31 protein-coding genes are annotated in these 22,383 nt (G+C 59.3%); 19 read left to right on the forward strand and 12 right to left on the reverse strand.

The annotated features are described in order from the left end of the window. The first annotated feature begins 140 nt into the window (after positions 1-140). Positions 141-491: a metalloregulator ArsR/SmtB family transcription factor gene (locus tag ACR0AC_RS16705; protein ID WP_170633901.1), complete on the forward strand. Its 351-nt coding sequence runs from the start codon at positions 141-143 to the stop codon at positions 489-491. Here ACR0AC_RS16705 and ACR0AC_RS16710 read toward each other — a convergent pair. The 4 genes from ACR0AC_RS16710 to ACR0AC_RS16725 form a co-directional block, all read right to left on the reverse strand. After that, positions 484-897, reverse strand: coding sequence for a universal stress protein (locus ACR0AC_RS16710; protein WP_480874914.1), 414 nt, complete (start codon positions 895-897; stop codon positions 484-486). The two genes, ACR0AC_RS16705 and ACR0AC_RS16710, sit on opposite strands and share 8 nt — an antisense overlap. Positions 898-1,010: 113 nt before the next feature. Then, complete coding sequence (locus ACR0AC_RS16715; RefSeq protein WP_480874917.1) at positions 1,011-1,283, reverse strand: hypothetical protein; 273 nt, start codon at positions 1,281-1,283, stop codon at positions 1,011-1,013. A 64-nt stretch (positions 1,284-1,347) separates the two neighbouring features. Beyond that, positions 1,348-2,262 carry a DMT family transporter gene (locus ACR0AC_RS16720; RefSeq protein ID WP_480874920.1) on the reverse strand — a complete coding sequence of 305 codons (915 nt, stop codon included), beginning with the start codon at positions 2,260-2,262 and terminating at the stop codon, positions 1,348-1,350. Further along, positions 2,259-3,137 carry a LysR family transcriptional regulator gene (locus tag ACR0AC_RS16725; RefSeq protein ID WP_170454731.1) on the reverse strand — a complete coding sequence of 293 codons (879 nt, stop codon included), beginning with the start codon at positions 3,135-3,137 and terminating at the stop codon, positions 2,259-2,261. Before ACR0AC_RS16725 ends, ACR0AC_RS16720 begins: the two co-directional genes overlap by 4 nt. A gap of 119 nt (positions 3,138-3,256) precedes the next feature. Between ACR0AC_RS16725 and ACR0AC_RS16730 the strand changes: the two genes are divergently transcribed. Both ACR0AC_RS16730 and ACR0AC_RS16735 read left to right on the forward strand, forming a co-directional pair. Next, positions 3,257-3,838, forward strand: a complete 582-nt coding sequence (locus ACR0AC_RS16730) for an FMN-dependent NADH-azoreductase (protein ID WP_480874924.1) — start codon at positions 3,257-3,259, stop codon at positions 3,836-3,838. 72 nt (positions 3,839-3,910) lie between these two features. Next, positions 3,911-4,654: an aspartate/glutamate racemase family protein gene (locus ACR0AC_RS16735; RefSeq protein WP_480874926.1), complete on the forward strand. Its 744-nt coding sequence runs from the start codon at positions 3,911-3,913 to the stop codon at positions 4,652-4,654. 71 nt (positions 4,655-4,725) lie between these two features. On the opposite strand, the gene ACR0AC_RS16740 is transcribed toward ACR0AC_RS16735, so the two are convergent. Continuing rightward, entirely contained in the window at positions 4,726-5,256 is a 531-nt protein-coding gene (locus tag ACR0AC_RS16740; RefSeq protein WP_170454737.1) for a prolyl-tRNA synthetase associated domain-containing protein, read from the reverse strand. A gap of 88 nt (positions 5,257-5,344) precedes the next feature. On the opposite strand from ACR0AC_RS16740, the gene ACR0AC_RS16745 reads away from it, so the two are divergent. Continuing rightward, on the forward strand, positions 5,345-5,863 hold the full coding sequence (locus ACR0AC_RS16745; protein ID WP_480874930.1) for a hypothetical protein: 519 nt from the start codon (positions 5,345-5,347) through the stop codon (positions 5,861-5,863). A 3-nt stretch (positions 5,864-5,866) separates the two neighbouring features. Here the strand turns inward: ACR0AC_RS16745 and ACR0AC_RS16750 are convergent, their stop codons facing one another. Next, positions 5,867-6,754 carry a sulfotransferase domain-containing protein gene (locus tag ACR0AC_RS16750; RefSeq protein ID WP_480874932.1) on the reverse strand — a complete coding sequence of 296 codons (888 nt, stop codon included), beginning with the start codon at positions 6,752-6,754 and terminating at the stop codon, positions 5,867-5,869. 304 nt (positions 6,755-7,058) lie between these two features. Between ACR0AC_RS16750 and ffh the strand changes: the two genes are divergently transcribed. The 11 genes from ffh to trmD all read left to right on the forward strand — a co-directional run bounded on the left by ffh (position 7,059) and on the right by trmD (position 13,895). After that, positions 7,059-8,567 (forward strand): signal recognition particle protein, encoded by a 1,509-nt coding sequence (gene ffh / locus ACR0AC_RS16755; RefSeq protein WP_480801953.1) that lies wholly within the window; start codon positions 7,059-7,061, stop codon positions 8,565-8,567. Continuing rightward, positions 8,568-9,104 carry a GNAT family N-acetyltransferase gene (locus tag ACR0AC_RS16760; protein WP_170520199.1) on the forward strand — a complete coding sequence of 179 codons (537 nt, stop codon included), beginning with the start codon at positions 8,568-8,570 and terminating at the stop codon, positions 9,102-9,104. After that, positions 9,101-9,691: a GNAT family N-acetyltransferase gene (locus tag ACR0AC_RS16765; protein ID WP_170520196.1), complete on the forward strand. Its 591-nt coding sequence runs from the start codon at positions 9,101-9,103 to the stop codon at positions 9,689-9,691. The genes ACR0AC_RS16760 and ACR0AC_RS16765 overlap by 4 nt, the downstream gene beginning before the upstream one ends. Next, positions 9,688-10,227 carry a GNAT family N-acetyltransferase gene (locus ACR0AC_RS16770; protein WP_170520193.1) on the forward strand — a complete coding sequence of 180 codons (540 nt, stop codon included), beginning with the start codon at positions 9,688-9,690 and terminating at the stop codon, positions 10,225-10,227. The genes ACR0AC_RS16765 and ACR0AC_RS16770 overlap by 4 nt, the downstream gene beginning before the upstream one ends. Next, a complete protein-coding gene (locus tag ACR0AC_RS16775; RefSeq protein WP_050605269.1) occupies positions 10,224-10,520 on the forward strand; it encodes a chorismate mutase in 297 nt (98 codons plus the stop codon). Before ACR0AC_RS16770 ends, ACR0AC_RS16775 begins: the two co-directional genes overlap by 4 nt. A gap of 67 nt (positions 10,521-10,587) precedes the next feature. Next, the gene (rpsP, locus tag ACR0AC_RS16780; RefSeq protein WP_170350323.1) at positions 10,588-10,977 is read left to right on the forward strand and encodes a 30S ribosomal protein S16; all 390 of its coding nucleotides are present in this window, start codon (positions 10,588-10,590) and stop codon (positions 10,975-10,977) included. Positions 10,978-10,989: 12 nt separating this feature from the next. After that, complete coding sequence (gene bluB, locus ACR0AC_RS16785; RefSeq protein ID WP_170454750.1) at positions 10,990-11,625, forward strand: 5,6-dimethylbenzimidazole synthase; 636 nt, start codon at positions 10,990-10,992, stop codon at positions 11,623-11,625. A gap of 3 nt (positions 11,626-11,628) precedes the next feature. Continuing rightward, positions 11,629-11,778 carry a hypothetical protein gene (locus ACR0AC_RS16790; protein WP_170454753.1) on the forward strand — a complete coding sequence of 50 codons (150 nt, stop codon included), beginning with the start codon at positions 11,629-11,631 and terminating at the stop codon, positions 11,776-11,778. Continuing rightward, the gene (gene rimM / locus ACR0AC_RS16795) at positions 11,771-12,274 is read left to right on the forward strand and encodes a ribosome maturation factor RimM (RefSeq protein ID WP_480874938.1); all 504 of its coding nucleotides are present in this window, start codon (positions 11,771-11,773) and stop codon (positions 12,272-12,274) included. Before ACR0AC_RS16790 ends, rimM begins: the two co-directional genes overlap by 8 nt. Further along, the gene (locus ACR0AC_RS16800; RefSeq protein WP_480781576.1) at positions 12,274-13,089 is read left to right on the forward strand and encodes a hypothetical protein; all 816 of its coding nucleotides are present in this window, start codon (positions 12,274-12,276) and stop codon (positions 13,087-13,089) included. The genes rimM and ACR0AC_RS16800 overlap by 1 nt, the downstream gene beginning before the upstream one ends. Beyond that, positions 13,086-13,895 carry a tRNA (guanosine(37)-N1)-methyltransferase TrmD gene (gene trmD, locus ACR0AC_RS16805; RefSeq protein WP_170454759.1) on the forward strand — a complete coding sequence of 270 codons (810 nt, stop codon included), beginning with the start codon at positions 13,086-13,088 and terminating at the stop codon, positions 13,893-13,895. The genes ACR0AC_RS16800 and trmD overlap by 4 nt, the downstream gene beginning before the upstream one ends. Positions 13,896-13,899: 4 nt before the next feature. Here the strand turns inward: trmD and ACR0AC_RS16810 are convergent, their stop codons facing one another. Continuing rightward, on the reverse strand, positions 13,900-14,703 hold the full coding sequence (locus tag ACR0AC_RS16810; RefSeq protein ID WP_170624290.1) for a glycoside hydrolase family 25 protein: 804 nt from the start codon (positions 14,701-14,703) through the stop codon (positions 13,900-13,902). Between the two features lie 373 nt (positions 14,704-15,076). Here ACR0AC_RS16810 and rplS point away from each other — a divergent pair, with 373 nt between their 5' ends. Further along, entirely contained in the window at positions 15,077-15,460 is a 384-nt protein-coding gene (gene rplS, locus ACR0AC_RS16815) for a 50S ribosomal protein L19 (RefSeq protein WP_170328369.1), read from the forward strand. Between the two features lie 11 nt (positions 15,461-15,471). Next, positions 15,472-15,693 (forward strand): 50S ribosomal protein L31, encoded by a 222-nt coding sequence (gene rpmE, locus ACR0AC_RS16820; RefSeq protein ID WP_170454763.1) that lies wholly within the window; start codon positions 15,472-15,474, stop codon positions 15,691-15,693. Positions 15,694-15,765: 72 nt separating this feature from the next. On the opposite strand, the gene ACR0AC_RS16825 is transcribed toward rpmE, so the two are convergent. Further along, positions 15,766-16,137, reverse strand: a complete 372-nt coding sequence (locus tag ACR0AC_RS16825) for a VOC family protein (RefSeq protein WP_170624292.1) — start codon at positions 16,135-16,137, stop codon at positions 15,766-15,768. A gap of 94 nt (positions 16,138-16,231) precedes the next feature. Continuing rightward, positions 16,232-17,119 carry an AEC family transporter gene (locus ACR0AC_RS16830; RefSeq protein ID WP_170624294.1) on the reverse strand — a complete coding sequence of 296 codons (888 nt, stop codon included), beginning with the start codon at positions 17,117-17,119 and terminating at the stop codon, positions 16,232-16,234. A 218-nt stretch (positions 17,120-17,337) separates the two neighbouring features. Here ACR0AC_RS16830 and ACR0AC_RS16835 point away from each other — a divergent pair, with 218 nt between their 5' ends. Then, complete coding sequence (locus tag ACR0AC_RS16835; protein WP_170454769.1) at positions 17,338-18,147, forward strand: division plane positioning ATPase MipZ; 810 nt, start codon at positions 17,338-17,340, stop codon at positions 18,145-18,147. 110 nt (positions 18,148-18,257) lie between these two features. Here the strand turns inward: ACR0AC_RS16835 and ACR0AC_RS16840 are convergent, their stop codons facing one another. The 3 genes from ACR0AC_RS16840 to ACR0AC_RS16850 form a co-directional block, all read right to left on the reverse strand. Continuing rightward, complete coding sequence (locus tag ACR0AC_RS16840; protein WP_480874944.1) at positions 18,258-18,977, reverse strand: hypothetical protein; 720 nt, start codon at positions 18,975-18,977, stop codon at positions 18,258-18,260. A gap of 244 nt (positions 18,978-19,221) precedes the next feature. Next, positions 19,222-20,448 (reverse strand): adenylate/guanylate cyclase domain-containing protein, encoded by a 1,227-nt coding sequence (locus ACR0AC_RS16845; protein WP_170624298.1) that lies wholly within the window; start codon positions 20,446-20,448, stop codon positions 19,222-19,224. Between the two features lie 60 nt (positions 20,449-20,508). Beyond that, positions 20,509-20,961 carry a MarR family winged helix-turn-helix transcriptional regulator gene (locus ACR0AC_RS16850; protein WP_170454773.1) on the reverse strand — a complete coding sequence of 151 codons (453 nt, stop codon included), beginning with the start codon at positions 20,959-20,961 and terminating at the stop codon, positions 20,509-20,511. Between the two features lie 57 nt (positions 20,962-21,018). Between ACR0AC_RS16850 and hmgA the strand changes: the two genes are divergently transcribed. Continuing rightward, entirely contained in the window at positions 21,019-22,374 is a 1,356-nt protein-coding gene (gene hmgA / locus ACR0AC_RS16855; protein ID WP_480874948.1) for a homogentisate 1,2-dioxygenase, read from the forward strand. Positions 22,375-22,383: the final 9 nt, after the last annotated feature.

Genomic DNA, 22,383 nt, shown 5'->3' on the forward strand with positions numbered 1-22,383 from the left:
ACTCCTGTTTTCATTCGGCATTTCTGCTGGGAAGGTGCAGGTAAATCGCAAGTCAAAAGGTGGGCAATACGAAATCACCCTGAATCCACATATTCAACCAAATGGTTGACCAAACTCCGGCGCTGTGGTTCAGCGGGATCATGTCCGACGACCTCGACACCGTATTCGCCGCCTTGGCTGACCCGACCCGGCGCACCATCCTTGCGATGTTGCTTGAGGATGACATGGCCGTCACCGACGTGGCCGAACCGTTCGAGATGTCGCTGGCCGCGATCTCGAAACACCTGGTCATTCTGACCAAGGCCGGGCTGATCTCTCAGGAAAAGCGCGGGCGGGTGAAGTGGTGCAAGCTGGAGCCCGACGCCTTGCGGACGGCCTCAGTCTGGATGCAGGGGTTCGGACAATTCGAACCGGTGAACCTGGACGCGTTCGAGCGGTTTCTTGAGGTCGAACTGCCCGCGACGGATGGCGCGGATGACTCGGCTACCTGACGACAAATACGGACACTTTGGCGTGTTTCGCCAGATACCCGGCATGGCTTGAGAAGATATAGTCCGTGATCCGAGGCGCGTGTGTCCCCACAACGATCAGATCGGCGCCAATCTCTTCGGCTGCACGCGTCAGATCCCCATCAACTTCGACCGCAACATCGACTGAATGGATGTTCTTAGTGCCGACCTCTGCACCGCTTTTGGCCGACAGGTCATCTGCCAAAGCCGCAAGGTCCTTGGCGATAGAGGCGTCCGATGCGGTGACATCACCGGGTTGGGTACCAGTCACGCTGACAAGGGTCACACGTGCGTTTTGCCATTTGGCCATCTCACCCGCCACAGCAACGGCTTTATGCACTTCGGGCGGTAAATGAAGATCAACGGGGATCATGATGTGACTAAACATTTCGTCCTCCTCTTCCTTGTGAAAAGTATAGAAGACATGCCCCGTTTTAGCCTTGATCTGCCTCAACGGAGGGGCTGTTCGCCCTCTTGGCGAACAACACAGCCGAACCGCATTCAGCCGGGTATGACGCTGTAAATGACGCCTGTTGGGTCCGCCGAACACGTCCATGGGCGGCTTTGCCCGGCAACAGTAACCGCTGTAACGGAGCCCCGTGGGTCGGGCTGTGTTTCCAGCGCCTTGACGTCATCAATACGCGTGCCGCTTTCGGCAGAGACCAACGCCTCGCAACTGGCTTGCAGAGATGTCTCGTCGCCGGAGCCCTGCAAGTTGTTTTGCGTACAAGCGCCCAGTGCGATCAAAACTGCGCCCGTCAGAAATGGCTTCATTGCCCTGCCCTCGTTTTCGTTTTGGCCGATAGGATGCTGCCAGAAGCTGATAGGAACACAAGCGTCAATCTGCACTGCGCCGAAGGGATGCCGGTTCGGGGACTTCCTCTTTCAGAAGCAAGAGAAGGGCCAGAACTGTCAGGGCAATGCCCACCACGATCAGCCCGGTCGGCACACCGTTGCCCAACGCAATCTCCCACAGGATAACCCAACTGGGCACCAAATAGGTATACGCCATGACTTTGGCCGAGGGCAGCCTCAGCGCCGCAAACTGGACCAGAACGAAGCTGGCTGCCGTTGCAAAGAAGGACAGGTACAGCAAGCCGATCCAGACGATGCCCGGCAGGCTGGACCAATTGGTGCTGATAATATCCGACCAGCCGAAGGCCGTCAGCAGGACGCACCCGGCCAGCAGGGTGCCAAAGGTGAACACCACTGCCGGTTCGCCCCGGTTCAGCTTGCGGACCATGGGTGTATAGATTGCGTGGGCGACGCAGCCCACGAAATAGATGACCTCACCCACCCCGATCTGGAAAGCCCGGAACAACTGCCAGTCGGCGCGAAAAATCACCCACAATGCGCCGACCGCCCCGACGGACAGGGCCAAAGCCATCCGCGGGGTTGTGACCTGCCGCAGCAACACCCACCCAGCAATGGCCGAGACGACCGGCGTCAGCGTGAACACGGCGGCAGCACTAACCGGCGGAGCGGTCTGCAGACCGTAGAACATCAGGACAAAATAGGTGGCGAACAGACCGCCCAGAACCAAATAGCGCCACGGGGCCTGCGTGGCGGAACGTGGCACACCGGTCGTGGCATAGGCAGCAATCCCAATTACTACCGCCGCAATCGCAAAGCGCACCGCGTTCAACGCAGCTGGGGCGATCTCATTCGCGATCATCGACCCCAGCGAGAAGCTGCCTGCTACCAGCGCCGAAAAGCACAACATGGCCAGATGGCCACGGGCTTGCGGCGTCATGGCAGCCAGGTCCGCGACTGTTCCTTCAGGAAGGACAGGAACGCCTGCACCTTGGTCGTGCGGTGCAGATCGACATGGGTGACCAGCCACAGTTTGCCCGACCATTCGGGCAGGCTGTCCATCACTTCCTCAAGATCCGGGTATCTGGCAGCCTCCCATCGGGCCATGAACCCGATCCCGGCCCCGGCCCGAACGGCCTCGGCCACGGTGAAGTTGTTCGAGCACCTGAATGTCAGCGCCTCGGCCGGGGCGTTGGCCCGCAGCCATTGCGAAAACGGCGCGCGGCTGTTTTCGTCATCATTTCCAACAAAGGCGTGTTTGGGGAAATCCTCGACACTTTGCGGCTTGCCCCGGCGGGCGACGTAATCCTTGCTGGCAAACAAGCCCACGTCCTGTGTCACGAAGGGCTGCACAACATTGTCCGGCTGATCCGGCGCTGACCCGGCGCGAATGGCAACATGCGCCTCGCCATATTCAAGGCGAAACAGGCGGTCCCCGGTCAGATAGCGCACGATCAACCCCGGGTGGGCCTTTTGGAACTCGCTGAGAGTGGGCACAACCAACGGCACCAGCGACGCCAGCGAGGTCACCACCAACTCGCCCGAGACATCGTCGCCCCGGCCCTTCATTCGACCCACAAGCTGGTTGAACTGATCCTCGGTCGCCTGCGCCACGCGCAACAGGTCTTCACCCGCCTCGGTTGGCGTATATCCCCGCGCGTGACGCTGGAACAGTTTCACACCCAACCGCGCCTCGATCGCGTCGATATGGCGGATCACTGTTGCATGGTGCACGCCCAAAACCTCGGCCGCGCCGCTGACTGTCCCCATCCGCGCGACCTGATATGCGGTTCTCACTTCATCCCAATTATCCATGGCAAAGCTATCTTTGTGCAATTTCTAACAGACGCTGTTGATGTATCCGACTTTTGTTCGCCAGCGCAACAATCATATTGAGCCCAGACCACATCACCCCTGATCGAAGGACTGCAGAAATGACCAAAACCATTCTCCACATCGACGCCTCGGCCCGCCGCACCGGATCGGCAACACGTGATCTGTCAGACCGTGTCGTCAAACATCTGGGCGCCGGGCGCATCATTCGCCGTGATCTGGCCTCGCCCCTGCCGCTGCTGACCGAAGACTGGATTGCCGCGAACTTTACCCCGGCAGATCAGCGCGACGCGGTTCAACGGGATCAACTGGCCCTGTCGGACGAGCTTGTGAACGAGCTTCGGCAGGCCGACACAATCGTCATTGGCCTGCCGATCTACAACTTTTCCGTACCCGCCGCGTTCAAGGCGTGGATCGACCTGGTTGCCCGCGTGGGTCTGACCTTTTCCTATACCGAAAACGGCCCCAAGGGGCTGCTGGAAGGCAAACGCGCCGTTCTGGCCATCGCCTCGGGCGGCACCGCCGTGGGGTCCGAGATCGACTACGCGTCTGGCTACGCAAAGCATGTTCTGGGCTTTATCGGAATTCACGATGTGGACGTCGTCGCCGCGGACCAATTGGCCATCGACCCTGACGCATCAGTGCAGAATGCGCATAAGGCCGTATCCGAACTGGCCGCCTAAACCGGCACTGGCCTTCGCGACCAGAAATGTCCAATCTGCAAAACAGGTATTTTGCGGGTTGGACATTCAATCATGAAAAAGATCGGAATTCTGGGCGGAGTCGGCTGGGCCTCGACCGTCGACTACTACAGAGCCATCGCCGAAGGGGCGGGCCGGTATTTTGCCGCGCGCGGCCACGGCTCGCCCCTGCCCGTACCGCCGATGACGATCGAGTCGGTGACGCAAGCCAGAACACGGGCACTGCGCGGCGTGGCCGGAAACGAAGAAAGCTGGGCAGAGTTCGACGCGGTCTTCCGTGACGCGCTGCTGACCCTTGAAAACGCAGGGTGTGATTTCGGCATCATTGCTTCGAACACGCCCCATGCCCGCCTGCACGCGATCCGTCAGGGTGTTTCGATGCCCATCCTCAGCATCTTCGATGCCACTGCCGAAGCAACCGCAAAAACCGGCGCATCACATGCGCTGGTGCTGGGAACAACCGTGACCATGCAAGCGATCAACTATGCCGAAAGGCTGGCGGTCGAAGGCGTCACTGCAAACGACCGACTGCCGGATCCGGACATCGCCGAGATGCAGGCCATGATCGACAGCGATTTCTATGGTGGCGCGTCCGGGACCGCGCACGCCCGTTTGCTGGCCTTCTGCAACCGCCACGCAACGCCCGGCACCGCTATTCTGCTGGCCTGCACCGAACTGCCACTGGCCTTCCCCAACCATCTGGACGACCCGGTATTCGAGGCGGACGGGCATCTGTTCATCAACCCCTCAGCCGCCCATGTGGCCGCCGCCCTGAAACAGGCGCTGCCCGCGGACTAAAGCGCCCACCCCTTCTTCTGTTCAAAAATACCTCCGCCGGAGGCACGTGCGCCTGAAAGGCGCACGTTCAGTCAGGGCAGCCACGTCACCTGACAGCCGATCTTTTCGAAAAACGCCATCAGATCACCCCGCGACATCGCAACCGTCCGGTCATTGACCAGCGGATGCATATAGATCACATCGGCCTGCTGTGCGGCTGCATCCATGAAAAAGCGCAGATCATTCTGCACCCCGTTGATCATGGCCAGCGGGCTGACCGCGCCGGGCCGGATACCAAGGTTCTGCAACAACCGGTCTGCCGAGCCGAACGACAGGTTGCCCACACCCAGCTCTGCCCCCAATGCCTTCAGATCGATCTCGCGGCTTTGTTCCAGCGTCACCAGATAGTTCCGCTTTTTCTTGTCGCGCAGGTACAGGTTCTTAAGGCGCAGCGCGTTCTCTCCGGGCACCATGAACTGATCCTCGACGGCCTTCGACTCTTCGACCGTGCGCAGCGGAGGATGAGTGTGCAGCCGGTAAACCAGCCCCCAATCGTCCAGTTGCGCCAGCAAAGCGTCGGAACTGAGCGGCAGCGTGTCCTGAAAAGCGGATGATGCGTCCATCGTGACCTCCTGTCTGATGCGCTCATCGCGCAACAAAGATGGAAATTCAAGCCACGACAGTGCCGGAATTCAGTGTTAGCGTGCCGCCATGAAAGTGTCGCGCAATACCTCGGACCAATTGATCCTGACATACACGCCCTGGTTCATCGGCATCACGCTGGTCTTCTTCATCCTCGCCTTTGTCGGAGCAGGTCTGTTCATGGTCAGCGAAGGCGGCGAAGGCATTCTGTTCGGTCTTTTCTTTGCACTCTTTGGAGGAGGATTGGGGTTCGGCGCGTTCTGCACCTTCGTCCGGCGCGTTCAGGTCATACTAGACCGCAACCAGGGCAGCCTCGTGATCCGCAGGCAGTCGGTCTTTGGCTATGACGCGGTCGAGCATGCGCTGTCAGACCTGTCCCATGCCGAGATCGAAAGCTCGGTGTCGCGCAGCACCAAAGGATCGTCGACCCTCTACCGCCCGGTCCTGATACTCGACAAGGGTATGAGCGCGGGCCGACATCCCATCGTCGAGGCATTCTCAAGCGGACGCGGGGCGCACGGATTGGTGGATGCGATCAACTATTGGCTGCCCGCTGGCGATCAGAAACCAGATCGGGAACAGGCCTGAGGGTTACACGGCCCGACCATGTTCCAGCCACATCCGCTCAGCCGGGGTGACCATGCCGGCCATCCGGGCGTCATATCGCGCCATCTCGGCCTCGGTCAGCTTACCTTCCCACTTGTTGCTGGTGCCTGACGAGAAAAACTGCGCGAAATCGCGAAAAACGCTGGTAAACCCCGGCGTCTGCGACAGGCGTCTGGCATTGTCTTTCATCGACCCGAAGCTTCCCGCTTGCGAAATCCCGGCCACCATGCGGTCGTCGATGTTCATTCCCATGATCCCGGCCAATCGCCTGACCTGTCCCGGCAAGTCGCGGCTTAGCTCGGCATAGTGCAGGAAATGAATATTGGGCAGGTCGCGATAATCCCAGAAAGACCGGAAGTGATGCACGAACGAGGCCAGCGTCAGATCATCGGTCCCTATGGTCGAGGCCGGGCGGTCCAGAAACATCGCAAACGCTTCGGACAGGTCGTCGGGAAACAGATAGTCCAGCCAGTCTTCGGTCATGTTCTCGACATGGCTACGCAGCGAAAAATGCACATCGACCGGATGACGATGAACCACCAGATACTGGGCATCCGGCGAATAGGTGATGCCATCCAGCGGTGTATGCGTTTTGATGCAGCGCCTGTGGTCCTGAACTTCCAGTGAATTGGCCTGCGCGACCCGGTCGCGAAAAGCGCAATCCAGCCAGGGCGAGACCTTGTTGTCATAGATCGACGGATCGGCCTGTTCGGTAATCAGCATTCGCACCAGTGTCTGCGTCCAGGTGGTTCCGCATTTGGGCGGCGTGCAGACAAACAGATCGTCAGGGCGAATCCGGAAATCGGGCCAGATATCCGTATTTGTCACCGGGCCCACGTAGTCGGTGGTCCGCTGTGGAAATGTACCGCTCACCTTCACCCTCCGACCCTTGCATCCTGCTTGCCGACGCTACACCACAGGGGGTTCCATACAAAGCGCCTGTCTTGACTCGGTGCCTTCAGGCGCGTAGACGACGCGCAAACATCCGGAAGAAACCATCCTTCCGGTCCCTTGAGTCGTTCAGGGATCGCCCCCCACCAGCGAGTTTCGCCCGTGGGGGCAATGCCATTTGGCATTACCCCCACGTATAATTCTGTGGGAGGGGGCGTTTGTGCATTTAACCGGCGCATCCTATTTAGGACACGCCAAGAGACAACCGGCGAAGGAGGCCGAAGGCATGTTTGAAAATCTATCCGAACGCCTCTCTGGCGTCTTTGACCGGCTGACCAAACAGGGCGCCCTGTCCGAGGAAGACGTCAAGACCGCCCTGCGCGAGGTGCGCGTTGCGCTGCTTGAGGCTGACGTCTCGCTGCCGGTGGCCCGCGCCTTCGTCAAGAAGGTGCAGGAACAGGCGACCGGTCAGGCGGTGACTAAGTCGATCACCCCCGGCCAGCAGGTCGTCAAGATCGTGCATGACGCGCTGGTCGATACCCTGCGCGGCGAGGAAGACCCCGGCAAGCTCAAGATCGACAACCCGCCCGCCCCGATCCTGATGGTTGGTCTGCAGGGCTCGGGCAAGACCACCACCACCGGCAAGCTGGCAAAGCGCCTGAAAGAGAAAGAGGGCAAGAAGGTCCTGATGGCCTCGCTCGACGTCTATCGCCCGGCGGCGATGGATCAGCTGGCGGTTCTCGGCACGCAGGTTGGTGTGGATACGCTGCCGATCGTGCCGGGCCAGAAACCCGTCGATATCGCCAAACGGGCAAAGCAGCAGGCGACGCTTGGTGGGTATGACGTCTACATGCTCGACACCGCGGGTCGTCTGCACATTGACGAAGTCCTGATGGACGAGGTCGAGCAGGTCCGCAATGTGGTCGATCCGCGTGAGACTCTGCTGGTCGTCGACGGCCTGACCGGTCAGGTCGCCGTCGAGGTTGCCGAGGAGTTTGACGCCAAGGTCGGTATCTCGGGCGTGGTCCTGACCCGGATGGACGGTGACGGGCGCGGTGGTGCGGCGCTGTCGATGCGCGCGGTCACCGGCAAGCCGATCCGCTTTGTGGGTCTGGGCGAGAAGATGGACGCGCTGGAGACCTTCGAGCCGGACCGGATCGCCGGTCGCATTCTGGGTATGGGCGACATCGTTGCCCTGGTCGAAAAGGCCCAGGAAACGATGGAGATGGAACAGACCGAGCGCATGATGAAGCGCATGGTCAAGGGTCAGTTCAACATGAACGACCTGAAAATGCAGCTGGAACAGATGATCCAGATGGGCGGCATGCAGGGCATGATGGGCATGATGCCGGGCATGGGCAAAATGGCGAAACAGATGGATCAGGCCGGCCTTGACGACAAGATCCTGCGCCAGCAGATCGCGATGATCCAGTCCATGACCAAACGCGAACGCGCCAATCCCCAGCTGCTGCAGGCAAGCCGCAAGAAGCGCATCGCCGCCGGTTCGGGGATGGAGGTCAGCGACCTGAACAAGCTGCTCAAAATGCACCGGCAGATGTCGGACATGATGAAGAAGATGGGCAAGATGGGCAAAGGCAAGATGCTGAAACAGGCCATGAAGGGCATGTTCGGCAAAGGCGGCCCCTCGCCCGAGGATATGGCCGCAGGTATGGACCCGAAGGCGCTGGAACAAGCGGCCAAGGCGATGGGCGGCAAGATGCCCGGCGGTCTGCCCGGACTGGGCGGCGGTATGGGGCTGCCTCAGGGCCTCAGCGGGTTCGGGAAGAAAAAGTAAGTGACACTCGCGCCCACCATATCCACCGCGCGCCTGACATTGCGCCATCACCGGCTTGAGGATTTCGAGCCGATGGCCGCGCTGTTTGCGACGGATTGGGCGAAGTACATGGATGGGCCGTACTCGGCGCAGGACCTGTGGTCGATGCTGGGCTCGGACGTGGCGAGTTGGCAGTTTCTCGGGTTTGGTGCGTGGGCGGTCGATCTGACGGAAACCGGTGAGTTCATTGGGCAGGTCGGGATCAACAAACCTCCGAAATTCCCGGAAACCGAAATCGGCTGGTGTATTTTCCCCGGATTTGAAGGTAAGGGCTATGCATTCGAAGCAGCCTGTGCCGCGCGTGACTGGGCGTTTGAGAATACCGGGCTGACGTCATTGGTCAGCTATATCGATGCGCCGAACACCCGTTCAATTGCGCTGGCCAAGCGGCTTGGGGCAAATGAAGACCCAAGCGCAGCGCGCCCGAACCCCGAGGATGTCGTCTATCGTCACCCTCACCCGGATGAGCGGCAAACCGGATCGGAGGCCTACGCATGACCTTCCGGTTCGAAGCTCCGCCAAATGCTCAAGGGGCTGAATTGGCGTCTCGCGTGGCGGGCGCGATTCCGACGCTCGAAACCGAGCGTCTGGTTTTGCGCGCGCCACAATTGTCGGATTTCGACACCTATGCCCGGATCGTGGCCAGCCCGCGCGCGCGGTACCTGACAGTCATGTCGCGCGAGGATGCGTGGTATGATTTCGCTCAGATGGTCGCCATCTGGTCGCTGCGCGGCCATGGCCTTTGGTCGGTTGAGGCGAAGGCAGGCGGTCAACTGCTGGGCTTTGTCGTTCTCGGCTTCGAGCCGGAAGACCCAGAGCCAGAGCTTGGTTTTGTCTTCACCGAGGAAGGTGAAGGCCACGGCTATGCGTTTGAGGCCGCGAGCGCCGCGCGTGGCTTTGCGTTCGAGCAACTCGGCTGGGACACTTTGGCGAGCTTTATCGTCAAAGGGAATGAACGCTCTCAACGTCTGGCAGACCGGCTTGGCGCTTTTGTGGAACGTGAGATCGTTGAAGAGGAAGGTGTGACCTTGGTGTATCGCCACCTCGCCACCGATGGCGACGGCGGGATGGAGGCCTACGCATGACCTCATTCACCATCCCCACCGTTGAGACAGACCGCCTGATCCTGCGCGCGCCGCATCTGGGCGATCTGCCCGCGATGACCGCGTTCTTCGCGACCGAGCGCAGCCATATGGTTGGCGGCCCCAAGGATGCGCTTGAAAGCTGGAATTCTCTGGCTAACCGTCTGGGGCACTGGGCGCTGAAAGGCTTTGGCCTGTGGCACCTGACCGAAAAGGCCAGCGGCGCATTCGTGGGTTGGGCCGGGATGATCGACGTACCCGGCTGGGCCGAACCCGAGCTGGGCTGGACGCTGATGGCCGAGGCCGAGGGCAAAGGGCTGGGGTTCGAGGCCGCAGCGGCTGCGCGCGATTATGCGGCGCGGCATCAGGGGCTGAACGGCGTGATCAGCTATATCGCCCATGCCAATGACCGCTCGCGCGCGCTGGCCGAACGGCTTGGTGCGACGCTGGAGATTGAAAACGCCGAGCTATTGGGCAAACGCGCCCAGATCTGGCGCCACCCGCAGATTGACTTGACCACCGAAAGGACCGGCCAATGACCAACCCCGTGACACAGGCTGCCACGCTGTTGAAAGAGCATCGCGAAAGCATCGACCGGCTGGACGCGATCCTTGTCTACACGCTGGGCGAGCGGTTCAAGCACACGCAGGCCGTTGGCAAGCTCAAGGCCGAACACGACCTTCCCCCGTCCGATCCCTCGCGCGAGGCAGCGCAGATCGCACGGCTCGAAGACCTGGCGAAAGAGGCCGATCTGGACCCCGACTTCGCCAAGGCTTTTCTGAATTTCATCATTCAGGAAGTCATCCGACACCATAAGAAACATCAAAACTAACCGGCATCTGCGCCGGCTCAACAAAAGACACGCCTTTGGCGTGATGCCATTCAAAGGAGATACCACCATGGCAATGAAAATTCGTCTCGCCCGCGGCGGCTCGAAAAAGCGTCCCTTCTACCGCATCGTGGCTGCCGACAGCCGCATGCCCCGCGATGGCCGTTTCATCGAGAAACTGGGCACCTACAACCCGCTGCTGCCGAAAGACAGCGAAGAGCGCGTGAAAATGAACATGGAGCGCATCCAGTACTGGCTGGATCAGGGCGCACAGCCCACCGACCGTATCGCACGTATGCTGGAAGCAGCCGGCACCCGCGACAAGGCCGAGCGCAACAACCCCAACAAGGGTACCCCTGGCAAGAAAGCTCAGGAACGCGCCGAAGAAAAAGCGGCCAAGGCTGCTGAAGCTGCCGAAGCGGCTGCTGCACCGGCTGAAGAAGCGGCAGCAGAAGAATAAGCAGGCGGGCTCGTGCGGGATCAGACTTTCACCGATGATTTTCGCACGCAGTTCGATCTGTTGATGCGGCTCCGGCGCGATGTGCGCCGGTTCCGCACCGACGCGGTTGACGAGGCAGTGCTGACGCGCTGCCTCGACGCGTTTCGTCTGGCCCCCTCGGTGGGGCTGAGCGAACCCTGGCGCGTGATCCGCGTCGAAAGCCAGGCCGCGCGCAATGCGGCGCTTGAGAATTTCCAAACCGCCAACGCGCAGGCGCTGGGTGGATATTCGGGCGAAAAAGCCCAACTTTATAGCCAGTTGAAACTGTCGGGGATGCAAGAGGCCCCAGTTCAGCTGGCCGTTTTCTGCGACGATTCAACGGACAAAGGGCTTGGGCTGGGTGCCGGTTCTATGCCCGAGATGCGGCGTTATTCCGTCGTGTCTGCCGTCACTTTGTTCTGGCTGGCCTTGCGGGCCGAGGGGCTGGGGCTGGGCTGGGTCTCGATCCTTGATCCCGACCAGATGGTGCGCGATCTGGACGTGCCCGAAGAGTGGCGTCTGATCGGCTATTTCTGTGTCGGCTGGCCGGAAGAATTGTCCGACACGCCAGAACTGGAACGTGTGGGTTGGGAAAGTCGCAACGACGCGCTTCCCATCGAGGTACGATAAGCAATGTTCGGTCTGTTACGCCTTCCCATCCTGCTGCTGATCGCCTTTATTGTCGGCGTGTTCTTTGAACGCAGCAATCAACGCGAGGCCTGCGACGGGCTTGGGCAGTGGAAGAACGGGCTATGTGTAACGACGGGTGTGACCAATGAGTGACCTGATCTGCGTCGGCAGCATTGCAGGATCATACGGCGTGCGCGGCGAAGTGCGGCTGAAAAGCTATTGCGCCGAGCCTGCGGATATCGAGGCTTACGCGCCCCTGACCGACGAATCCGGCAAGAAACGTTATCCGCTGGTCCTGACCCGCACCATCAAGAACGGCTTTGCCGCCCGTTTGGGTGGCGTCGAGACCAAGGAACAGGCTGACGAGTTGAAGGGCCTGCGCCTGTTTGCGCGGCGCGATCAGTTGCCCTCGCTTCCGGATGACGAGTTTTACCACGCCGACCTGATCGGGCTTGAGGTCTATGACACCGGCGGCACCCTGTTGGGTCGGGTGAAATCAGTTCAGAACCACGGTGCTGCGGATCTGCTGGAACTGTATGGTCCGGGCCTGAAATCCACCGTCCTGCTGCCGTTCACGCTTGAGGCCGTGCCAACGGTTGATCTGGACAAAGGCCGCATCGTCGCGGACCCGCCCGAAGGTCTGATCTGATGCGGCGCGTCCTGCTGCATCTTGGCTTGCACAAGACGGGCACCACCGCCGCGCAATCCTTTCTTTACGAAAACCGCTCGCTGATCTGGCCGCATTATTCGTTGCTGCTGCCCTATAAGACACGCAAATCTGGCTTGGCGGCGGCGGCCACGCGGCATTCGGTCTATCGGCTGGACGATACGCTGGCCACGTTCGGCAACCAGTTGAACGCATTTCTGGGCGACATCGATTTCGGAACGCGACGCGGCCTTGTGCTGAGCGACGAAAACTTTGCCGGTCTGCGCCCCAGCAGAAACAGCGCCGAAGGATATGCGGCCACGCCCGAACTTGCGGCCACATTGGTCAGCGCAATTCGCCGCCGGTTGGTGGGGGACAAGGTGGACATCACCGTTTACCTGTCCCTACGCGAAAGAACCGGATGGCTGCGCAGTCTTTGGGCGCATGACCTGCAACGCAGGCGTCTTGTTCAGGATTTCGATGAGTTTTGCAGGTCCCTCGATCACCTTCCCGGGTTGCCAACCGTCGCAGACAGAATTCACGAGCGACTGCCAGAGGTGACCGTTCAGACGCGGTGGCTGGAAGACCTGCAGGACACCCGGTTCGGTCCCGGCACGCCCTTTGCAGACTTTCTGAACCTGCCTCATGACAAGACGTCAAAGCTGGTGCCGCCCACAAAATCCAACGCGGGCCTGCCCCATGACGTGTTGTCCGAATTGCTGACGCTAAACCGATCCCCGCTGGACGACACCGCGCTGATCGCGCAGAAGAAGGCCCTTATTCGCAGCGCACGGACCGCATTGGCTGGCCAGACATGACCGACACACCCAAGAAATCCCACGGCCGCAAGGCCATCCGCCCGACATTGAAACCGCGAGAGCTGATGACGCCCACGCCGGATCTGCACGGCGTATGGAAGGCCAAGATCATCACGCTGTTCCCCTCAGCCTTTCCCGGCGTACTGGGCGAAAGCCTGACCGGGAAAGCCCTGCAAGAAGGGTTGTGGCAGCTGGAAACCGTGGATTTGCGCCAGTTCGGCATTGGCAAGCATCGCAATGTCGATGACACACCTGCGGGCGGTGGCGCGGGCATGGTCCTGCGCGCCGACGTGCTGGGCCCGGCAATCGAGCACACGATGTCAGGCATTCGCGGCAACTGGCCGCTGATCTATCTCAGCCCACGTGGGCGTCGAATGGATCAGCGCATGATGCAGACCTTCGCGCGCTGCGACGGAATGACCCTGCTGTGCGGCCGATTCGAGGGCGTGGATGAGCGTGTGCTAGAGCATTACGGCGTTCAGGAAGTGTCTCTGGGCGATTTCGTGATGACCGGTGGTGAGATTGCCGCGCAGGCCCTGATCGACGCCACCGTGCGCCTGATCCCCGGCGTTCTGGGCAATCAGGCCTCGACGGAAGAGGAAAGCTTTTCCTCTGGCCTGTTGGAGCATCCGCAATACACCCGTCCGTCAGACTGGAATGGCCGTCCGATTCCGGATGTCCTGATGTCCGGCCACCATGGTCGCATCGCGGACTGGCGGCATCAGATGGCGGAACAGATCACCCGCGAAAGACGCCCGGATATCTGGCAGGAATATCTGGACTCGCAGGACAAAGATCGCAGCTAATTTATTAAGGCGTCGCGGCTTTCCACAGCGCCCAGGTCTCGGGCGTTCCGTGAAAGACGTTGATGTCGACCCGGCCCTGAACGCCGGGCACCAGACCCGTGCCCGTATACTGCCAGAAACGCCAGACCGAGCGCGGATAGACCTTGCTGGGATGACCGGCGACGGATCTTAACCAGAACTCGGTCTTTGGCAGGCGGCCGATATTGGTGTCGTCGTAGAAATCCACCGTCGTATAAAGGATGGGTCTGCGGCCATAGTGTCGTTCGAGGATATCCAGAAAGCGCTGCGCCTCGGCCCGAACGGTCGCGCCATCGGGGCGCAGGGTGCAGGTTCTGGAATGTGGCGTCCATTCCATGTCCAGCACATGTGGCAGGTCCGCGCCTTTGGGTACGTTCTTGATGAACCACCGCGCCTGTTCCCGCGCAGAACGGCAGAAGTAGTAATAATGATACGCCCCCCAAGGCACACCCGCCGCCTGCGCGCCACGCCGGTGGTCGTCGAACATTGGGTCGAAGACATCGCCACCCTCGGTTGCCTTCATGAAAACAAAGCTGACACCCGACGCCTTGGCCTGCCTCCAGTCGATAGGGCCTTGCCAGCGCGAGACGTCAAGCCCGTGCACCGGGTACAGCCCGGGATGCCGACCTTCCCAGTCATGGGGATCGGCGTCTCCGAAATCCGGGTAGATCACCGATGGGGCCGTTCGATCCACGCCCGGCGTTGGCTCGACCACCTGCGGGGGCGGCCCTTGCCGCCCGCATGACATCAACGCAACGCCCAATAGTGCCAATAAGACGGAAACCCGCATTACCCTGTCCTGATTTTGTTAAATCTGCTCTTTCAATTGACCTCAGAATGCCCGAACCGTGGGCCAAGGCAACGGCGCAGTTGCAAAGTGGCGAATTCTCACCGGTGACGCCTGCAATTTAGGCTTGATCCCTGCCCCCAAACCCCCTAAAGCAGCGCAATCCGGTGCCGCGAACAGCGACTCCGGTGTTTTGGTTTGCATCCTGACGTGACGCCCGGCTTTCTTCAGCCACGGCGCGACAGGGCGGACCGGACCAAAGGAACATTCGATCTGACCTCTGGCGGGCTGCACAGCAGGACCCGGTGAAGACCAAGAGCTCTCAGGCCGTGCCCAAACTTCGTGGACCAACCACGAGCAGATAGGAGTAACTGCGATGGACCTGATCGCACAGCTTGAGGCGGAACAGATTGCCGCCTTGGGGAAAGACATCCCCGATTTCAAAGCCGGAGACACCATCCGTGTCGGCTTTAAAGTGACCGAAGGGTCGCGTACCCGTGTGCAGAACTACGAAGGCGTCTGCATCGCGCGCAAAGGTGGCAGCGGCATCGCCGGTTCGTTCACCGTTCGCAAAATCTCGTTTGGCGAAGGCGTGGAGCGTGTGTTCCCGCTGCACTCGACCAACATCGACAGCATCACCGTTGTCCGCCGTGGCCGCGTCCGTCGCGCCAAACTGTACTACCTGCGCTCGCGCCGTGGTAAATCCGCGCGTATCGCAGAGGTTACCAACTACAAGCCCAAGGCTGGCGCCGAGGCGTAAGGAGCGGAAAGATGAAAAAAGACATCCATCCCGATTATCACGTCATCAACGTCAAAATGACCGATGGCACCGTGGTTCAGATGAAATCCACCTGGGGCGCCGAAGGCGACCAGCTGGCTCTGGAAATCGACCCTTCTTCGCACCCCGCATGGACCGGCGGCTCGTCGCGCCTGATGGACACCGGTGGCCGCGTGTCGAAGTTCAAGAAGAAATACGAAGGTCTGGGCTTCTAAGCCTTACCTTTACCGAATGCGAAAGGCCGCCCGTTTGGGGCGGCCTTTTTTTGTTTGCGGTGCTTCAAGTCTTTACCCAAAGACATAGAAACATAGTTTATTGCCATCGGGATCGCGCACATAGGCCCCATAAAAGCGATCCGGCACACGCTGGCCCGGTTCACCCTCATCCGTTGCACCCAGGCTGATTGCCTTTTCATACATAGTTGAGACTGCCTCTTTGTTGTCCGCCGGAAAGGACACCATGTTGCCATTGCCCGAGGCGCACTCATTACCATCATAAGGCTCGCACACGGCAAGCATCGGTGCAGTGGGATCGTTGCCGATAAAAGCGATGCGGCCCGCATCGATCAGGACTTGCGCGTCTTTGTCTGCAAACAGCGACGTGTAGAACTGCTTGGCGTTGTCCAGGTTGGAAACACCGATGGTGACGTATCCGATCATATGCGGAACCCTTTTATGTTTGATGGGGAATCTCCGGGCATCGTCTGTCAGGTGACCGAGGTATACAAGTCACGAAACCGAGAACGGCCAGAGCTTACAGCCAATAGGACAAGGCAAGCGGCAGAACGAAGATGGTCGCCAAGGTCGACACCAGAATGAACCCTGCAACGTCCGGCCCGTATTCAGGCACATGCTGGTCAATGAACAGATAGGTCGCCACGGATGACGGCATCAGGCAGCACAGGATCAACGCTCCGCGTTCGGCCCCGGTGAAGCCGAACAGCCAGACCAACGCGCTTGCGATGCCCACGGCCATCACCAGATGCAGACCGGTCAGCAGAACCGCGCGCCCAAGGCTGGTGATCCGCAGGGTTGCCAGCGTGTGACCCAATGTCAGCAGCATCAGCGGGATCGACAGGCCGCCCAGAATATCAAAGGACTTTGCAACCGGCTGCGGCAGGCTGATCCCTGTTGCCATCAGTATCAGCGATGCCGCAACGGCGTAGATAATCGGCGACGTCGCGAGTTTCCTGGGCGAGAATTCTCCGGCAGGGATCCACATGCCGAAGGTGAAGATGCTGATCAGCACCACAACGACGAAAGCCATCGTGTAGGCCATGCCTGCATCCCCCAGCGCCAGCAGAGTGATCGGCAGACCGATATTGCCCACATTCCCGTGCATCAACGGCGTCAGGAATGCCCGCACCGGCAGGCGCAACGCCCTGAGCGCGACAAACCCCAGAACACCAAACCCCGCTACGGCCAGCGCGGCGGCGCTCATCATGTCCAGAAACGTCCCCACATCCAGCTTGGTGCCCGTCAGGTGCGAGATGATCAGCGTCGGGTACCCAACCTTCGAGACGATCCCGCCGATCACCTTGTTGTCAAACGGGGCCTTCGTCAGTGCCAGCCCATAGCCGATCCCGGCGCAAATCAGCACAGGCAAAACCACGTTGAAAACGTTCAGAAACAGGTGCTCCAACCCGCGCTCCTCTTGCCCGGCCTCTAAACAGACAGTGAATCGGGCCGGCGTGTTTGGCAAGCAATCCGACCTAACCCGCGAACAGATCAGTGTTTTCCAAATTAGAGCCTGATAAAGGCCCAAACCACGGCCTGAGGTTCTTTTCTTCCCCGCAGACACAACATATAGTGGCTCTCAACAACGTGTGGACAAACACGGCAAGACTTGGGACGACAAGCATGGCACATATAATCGTTGTCGGAAACGAAAAGGGCGGCGCAGGCAAATCGACCGTGTCGATGCATGTTGCAACGGCGCTGGCACGGCTGGGGCACAAGGTCAGCACATTGGACCTGGACCTTCGCCAGCGCAGCCTTGGCCGCTATTTCGAGAACCGCGGAAACTTTTTGAACGGTGCCGAATTCGCGCTGCCCAGCCCGCGCCATCACGACCTGCCCGAGATCGACGCCAGCACGCTGAAGCCCGGTGAGAATATCTATGACCACCGCCTGTCTGCCGCCGTTGCTGAACTGGAAAGCGACAGCGATTTCATCCTGATCGACTGCCCCGGCTCTCACACCCGCCTCAGCCAGGTGGCGCATTCGCTGGCCGATACGCTGATCACACCGCTGAACGACAGTTTCATCGACTTCGACCTGCTGGCGCGGATCGATTCAAAGGGTGAGAAAATCCTTGGCCCATCGGTCTATTCCGAGATGGTCTGGAACGCGCGACAGTTGCGGGCGCAGGCCGGGTTGAAGCCCATCGACTGGGTGGTCGTGCGCAACCGGGTCGGCACCCAGCGCATGGTCAACAAGGAAAAGATGCAGCGCGCGATCGAGATGCTATCGCAGCGCATCGGCTTTCGCGTCGCCTCGGGCTTTTCCGAACGGGTTATCTTTCGCGAGTTGTTTCCGCGCGGCCTGACGCTGCTGGACCTCAAGGATATCGGGGTGAAACAGCTGAACATCTCGAACATCGCGGCCCGGCAGGAATTGCGCGACATGATGCGCGAATTGAACCTGCCTGGCGTTGAGATCGATTTCTAGAGTCGATGGCTCAACTGCCCAATGGCTTGTGCTTTGCCTTATTCAGCACCGGGTTCGGTTGTCTGGCGTGTTTCAAACCGGAAAAAAACACCCGGGTGAGAACTAAGCCCTCAAAATAGTCGATTACGTAAAATTTCAGTTATTGGATCAGCAATAATAGATACGGCGATTGCACTCATAACACCCAATAAAAAAGCCAGGGTTTTTCCACTGGTGAACACCCAAATTCGCCAAAGTACACGCATATGCCTTCCGAAAGAGCCTTTGATTGCATCTCTACCCCGATCGGTTAAACGAACGACAATCTCTTTAGTACCGCTGTGGCTCGACGTTAAAACTTCAATCAAGTTTCGTTTTCGCAAACCCGAAAGAAGCGGTCCATTTACATTTTTAGCCAATTGCGTTTCGGTGAATCTGCGCTCGCTCAATACGGCGCCTGTCGGGCTCACAAACAAGCGAAACAGCGCTTCGCGATGCATCGGTCGGATCTGCATTTGAACGTCCCGCAATAACCGCTCAGAAGCGCTTTGGATGTTACTCGCATGCGCTTTTATCTCCTCCACTGTCTCTTGGGCTTTAGAAATAGCTGTCTCCATAGCGTCCAGGGTGTCATTTTTTTCTATCTTTCCGACGCACAGGGCCACCCCTAACGCCGCTGTTTTCAGATCACGCTCCATTTCTTCCCGTGAATGCATCAAATCCATCAGAGATTTTTTGCCTTCAAAAGAACCTTTTTCCACTATGCGCTGTGCACTGAGCTTTATCGCACGGTCTATCTGATCGACAGTTTTGACCACTGATGAAATAGGATTTTTGCTGTTTTCGGCCATCTGTCTAAACGTCTCAGCAAATCAGGAAAGTATCCATTGAGAAAGTCGAAAAAGTATCGACAGCTATCCCCTAACCAATATCGCATTAACATTTTGGACGTTTGGGGTTGCTAAACAATACATTACGCGCATGCAAAGCAAGAAATCAACGACACCTATGCATGTCTCCGGCATTCGCGTGCGTTCAGAGTTTCGGGTTCTTATCCTGTGACCAAATCTCAACACATAAAAATGTGTCTCACTTTCATGGCACATAAACCGTGAACAGCTCTTTCGGTTCGTTCACGCCCCGCAGCATGTAGCGCCCGACCGAGATCAGTTCCTGCTGGCAGGACCCCGCCGCGCGGGCGACATCGTCCGAGATCAGGATCCGCTGCCCCAGCGACCTGTGCATTCCGGCGATACGCGCCGCCTGATTGACGGCCGGGCCGATCACCGTAAAATCCAGACGGGTTTCCGAGCCGATATTGCCATAGAGAATCTCTCCGGAATGCAACGCCAGTGTGTAATTCGCCACGGGCAACCCTTCCTCGGCACGGCGCGCCTTCAAATCATCCATCCGCTTTTGCAACAAAGGCACGGCTGACAGCGCCGCACGGGCGTCTTCGTCAATCTCGCCGACATCGAACATCGCCATCAGCCCGTCGCCCATGAACTTCAGAATATTGCCGCCGCAGTCATGCACAACACTGACCGCCACGGCCAGATAGTCGTTCAGCATGTCGATAATCTCGGTTCCCGGCAGGTCCTCGGACAAGGTGGTGAAGCCTTCAAGGTCAAAGTTCCAGATTACCGCATCGATCTGCTGCAGGGACCCGCGCCGGATTTCGCCCGACAAGACCCGCTGACCCGCGTCGCGTCCCAGATAAACACGCAGCAGGTCCCGCGACATCATTTGATTTCTGGCGGATTTCAGCGCCAGCCCTAGATGCGGCAATATCGCGTGAAGATGTTCGATATCCCTGTCTTCGAACCCGGTTGGCGCGTCACTGGTCCAGGACATCAACACGCCATCACTGACCTTCTGCGCCCCGGTGTTCCGCATCTCGGTCTTTTCAAAGGGAATGCCGGTTGCGTAGTAGTCCGTCGCACCCTCTTCCCGCAGATCATTCAGCAACGGGAAACGGCTGGGTTCGTTCTGATCGACCAGCCGAACGCGAATGTCCTCGATATCCTCTTCCAGCAGGGCGTATAAGGGGCTGCGCAGCCATTCTTCGCTGGGGGTATCCGAGTTCTCGAACTTCTCGGATGTGCCGCCCTTGGCGCGATACCAGCTATACCCCATCCCGCCATAGACGGGGTGCAGTGTCGACTGGGCCGCATGAAAGCGCATAAGGGGCAGGCCCTGATCGATCAACCCATTGCAAAACCCTTCAAGCAGTTCTTCCTGTCCGGCCCCTTCAAGGCCCTTTGTGACAAGCCAGTCGATCAATTCGTATGTCGCTGGCGACAGGCGTTCAGAAATGGTCATATGAAAATCCGTGTTAGCTCTGTGCCACAGATGGGGTCGGTCATGCGATAGTACCAGAGGTCAATCCATTCCGGCCAGACGCCTGAGCATTTTACGCAACAGGGCGGTCTCGGCCGCATCGAAGGGGCCGGCCAGCCTGGCATCGTATTCCCGGGCAACACCGCTGAGTTCGCGATATACCGTTTCGCCCATCGGCGTCAGCGTCAGCCATTCCACACGCCTGTCCTGTTCATCCCGCGTCCGTTTCAGATAACGCCGTGCTTCCAGTTTCCCAACGGCGCGGCTGATCTTGGTTTTATGCAGCTTGGCGCGATCCCCGATGTCCTTGGCGGTCAAAGTGCCAAACATTCCCAAGTGAAACAGAACCCGCCATTCGGTGCGCAGCATCCCATACCGACCCTTGTAGATCTTCTGAAAATCCAACGAGGCCTCCTCAGCCGCCTGATTCAACAGGAAGGGCAGGAAATTCTGCAGATCAAAGGCATCTTTTTTGCTGAAATCATCGTTTGTCATTCTTGTTAGTTACAAAATCAACTATTATCCGACAAGCAGCAAACGGAGGAACACGCGATGAATCGTCCGACTGATCCACACCGCCTGACCCAGGCCAGCACGCCGGTTGGCACCCATTCGGGCTATATGCCCGGCTTTGGAAACGACTTTGAGACCGAGGCACTGCCCGACGCGCTGCCCCAGGGCATGAACAGCCCGCAGCGCTGCAATTATGGCCTTTATGGCGAGCAGCTCAGCGGCACCGCCTTCACCGCCAACCCGCCCGAGCGGACGTGGTGCTACCGCATTCGGCCATCGGTCAAACACTCGCACCGGTACGAGAAGATTGACCTGCCGTACTGGAAATCGGCCCCCTGCATCGATCCTGATGTGATCAGCCTGGGCCAGTACCGCTGGGACCCGGTTCCGCATTCTGAACAGGGCCTGACCTGGTTGACCGGGATGCACACGATGACCACCGCCGGGGACGTGAACACTCAGGTCGGCATGGCCAGCCATATCTATCTGGTGACCGAGTCGATGGTGGATGAATATTTCTTCTCGGCTGATTCCGAGCTTTTGGTGGTGCCGCAGGAAGGCCGCCTGCGCTTTGCGACCGAATTGGGGATCATCGATCTGGAGCCCAAGGAAATCGCCATCCTGCCGCGCGGCCTGCTGTACCGGGTCGAGGTTCTGGAGGGCCCGGCACGCGGCTTTGTGTGCGAAAACTATGGGCAGAAGTTCGAATTGCCGGGCCGTGGCCCCATCGGTGCAAACTGCATGGCCAATCCGCGTGACTTCAAGGCTCCGGTCGCTGCGTTCGAAGATCGCGAGGTGCCCTCGACCGTGACCATCAAATGGTGCGGGCAGTTCCACGTCACCAAGATTGGCCACAGCCCGCTGGACGTGGTCGCATGGCACGGCAATTACGCGCCCTACAAATACGATCTGCGCACCTACTGCCCGGTTGGCGCCATCCTGTTCGACCACCCGGACCCGTCGATCTTTACCGTCCTGACTGCACCTTCGGGCCAGCCGGGTACGGCCAATATCGACTTTGTCCTGTTCCGTGAACGCTGGATGGTGGCCGAGGATACGTTCCGCCCGCCCTGGTATCACAAGAACATCATGTCCGAGTTGATGGGCAACATTTACGGCCAGTATGACGCCAAGCCGCAGGGCTTTGTTCCCGGAGGCATGAGCCTGCACAACATGATGATCCCGCATGGACCGGACCGCGAGGCGTTCGACAAAGCCTCGAACGCCAATCTGGGGCCGGACAAGCTGGATCACACCATGTCCTTCATGTTCGAAACACGCTTCCCGCAGCATCTGACCGAGTTTGCAGCCAAAGAGGCCCCATTGCAGGATGATTACATCGACTGCTGGACCTCGCTGGAAAAGAAATTCGACGGAACGCCGGGCAAGAAGTAAGCCGGTTTC

The organism is Ruegeria sp. H7 (assembly GCF_056532945.1).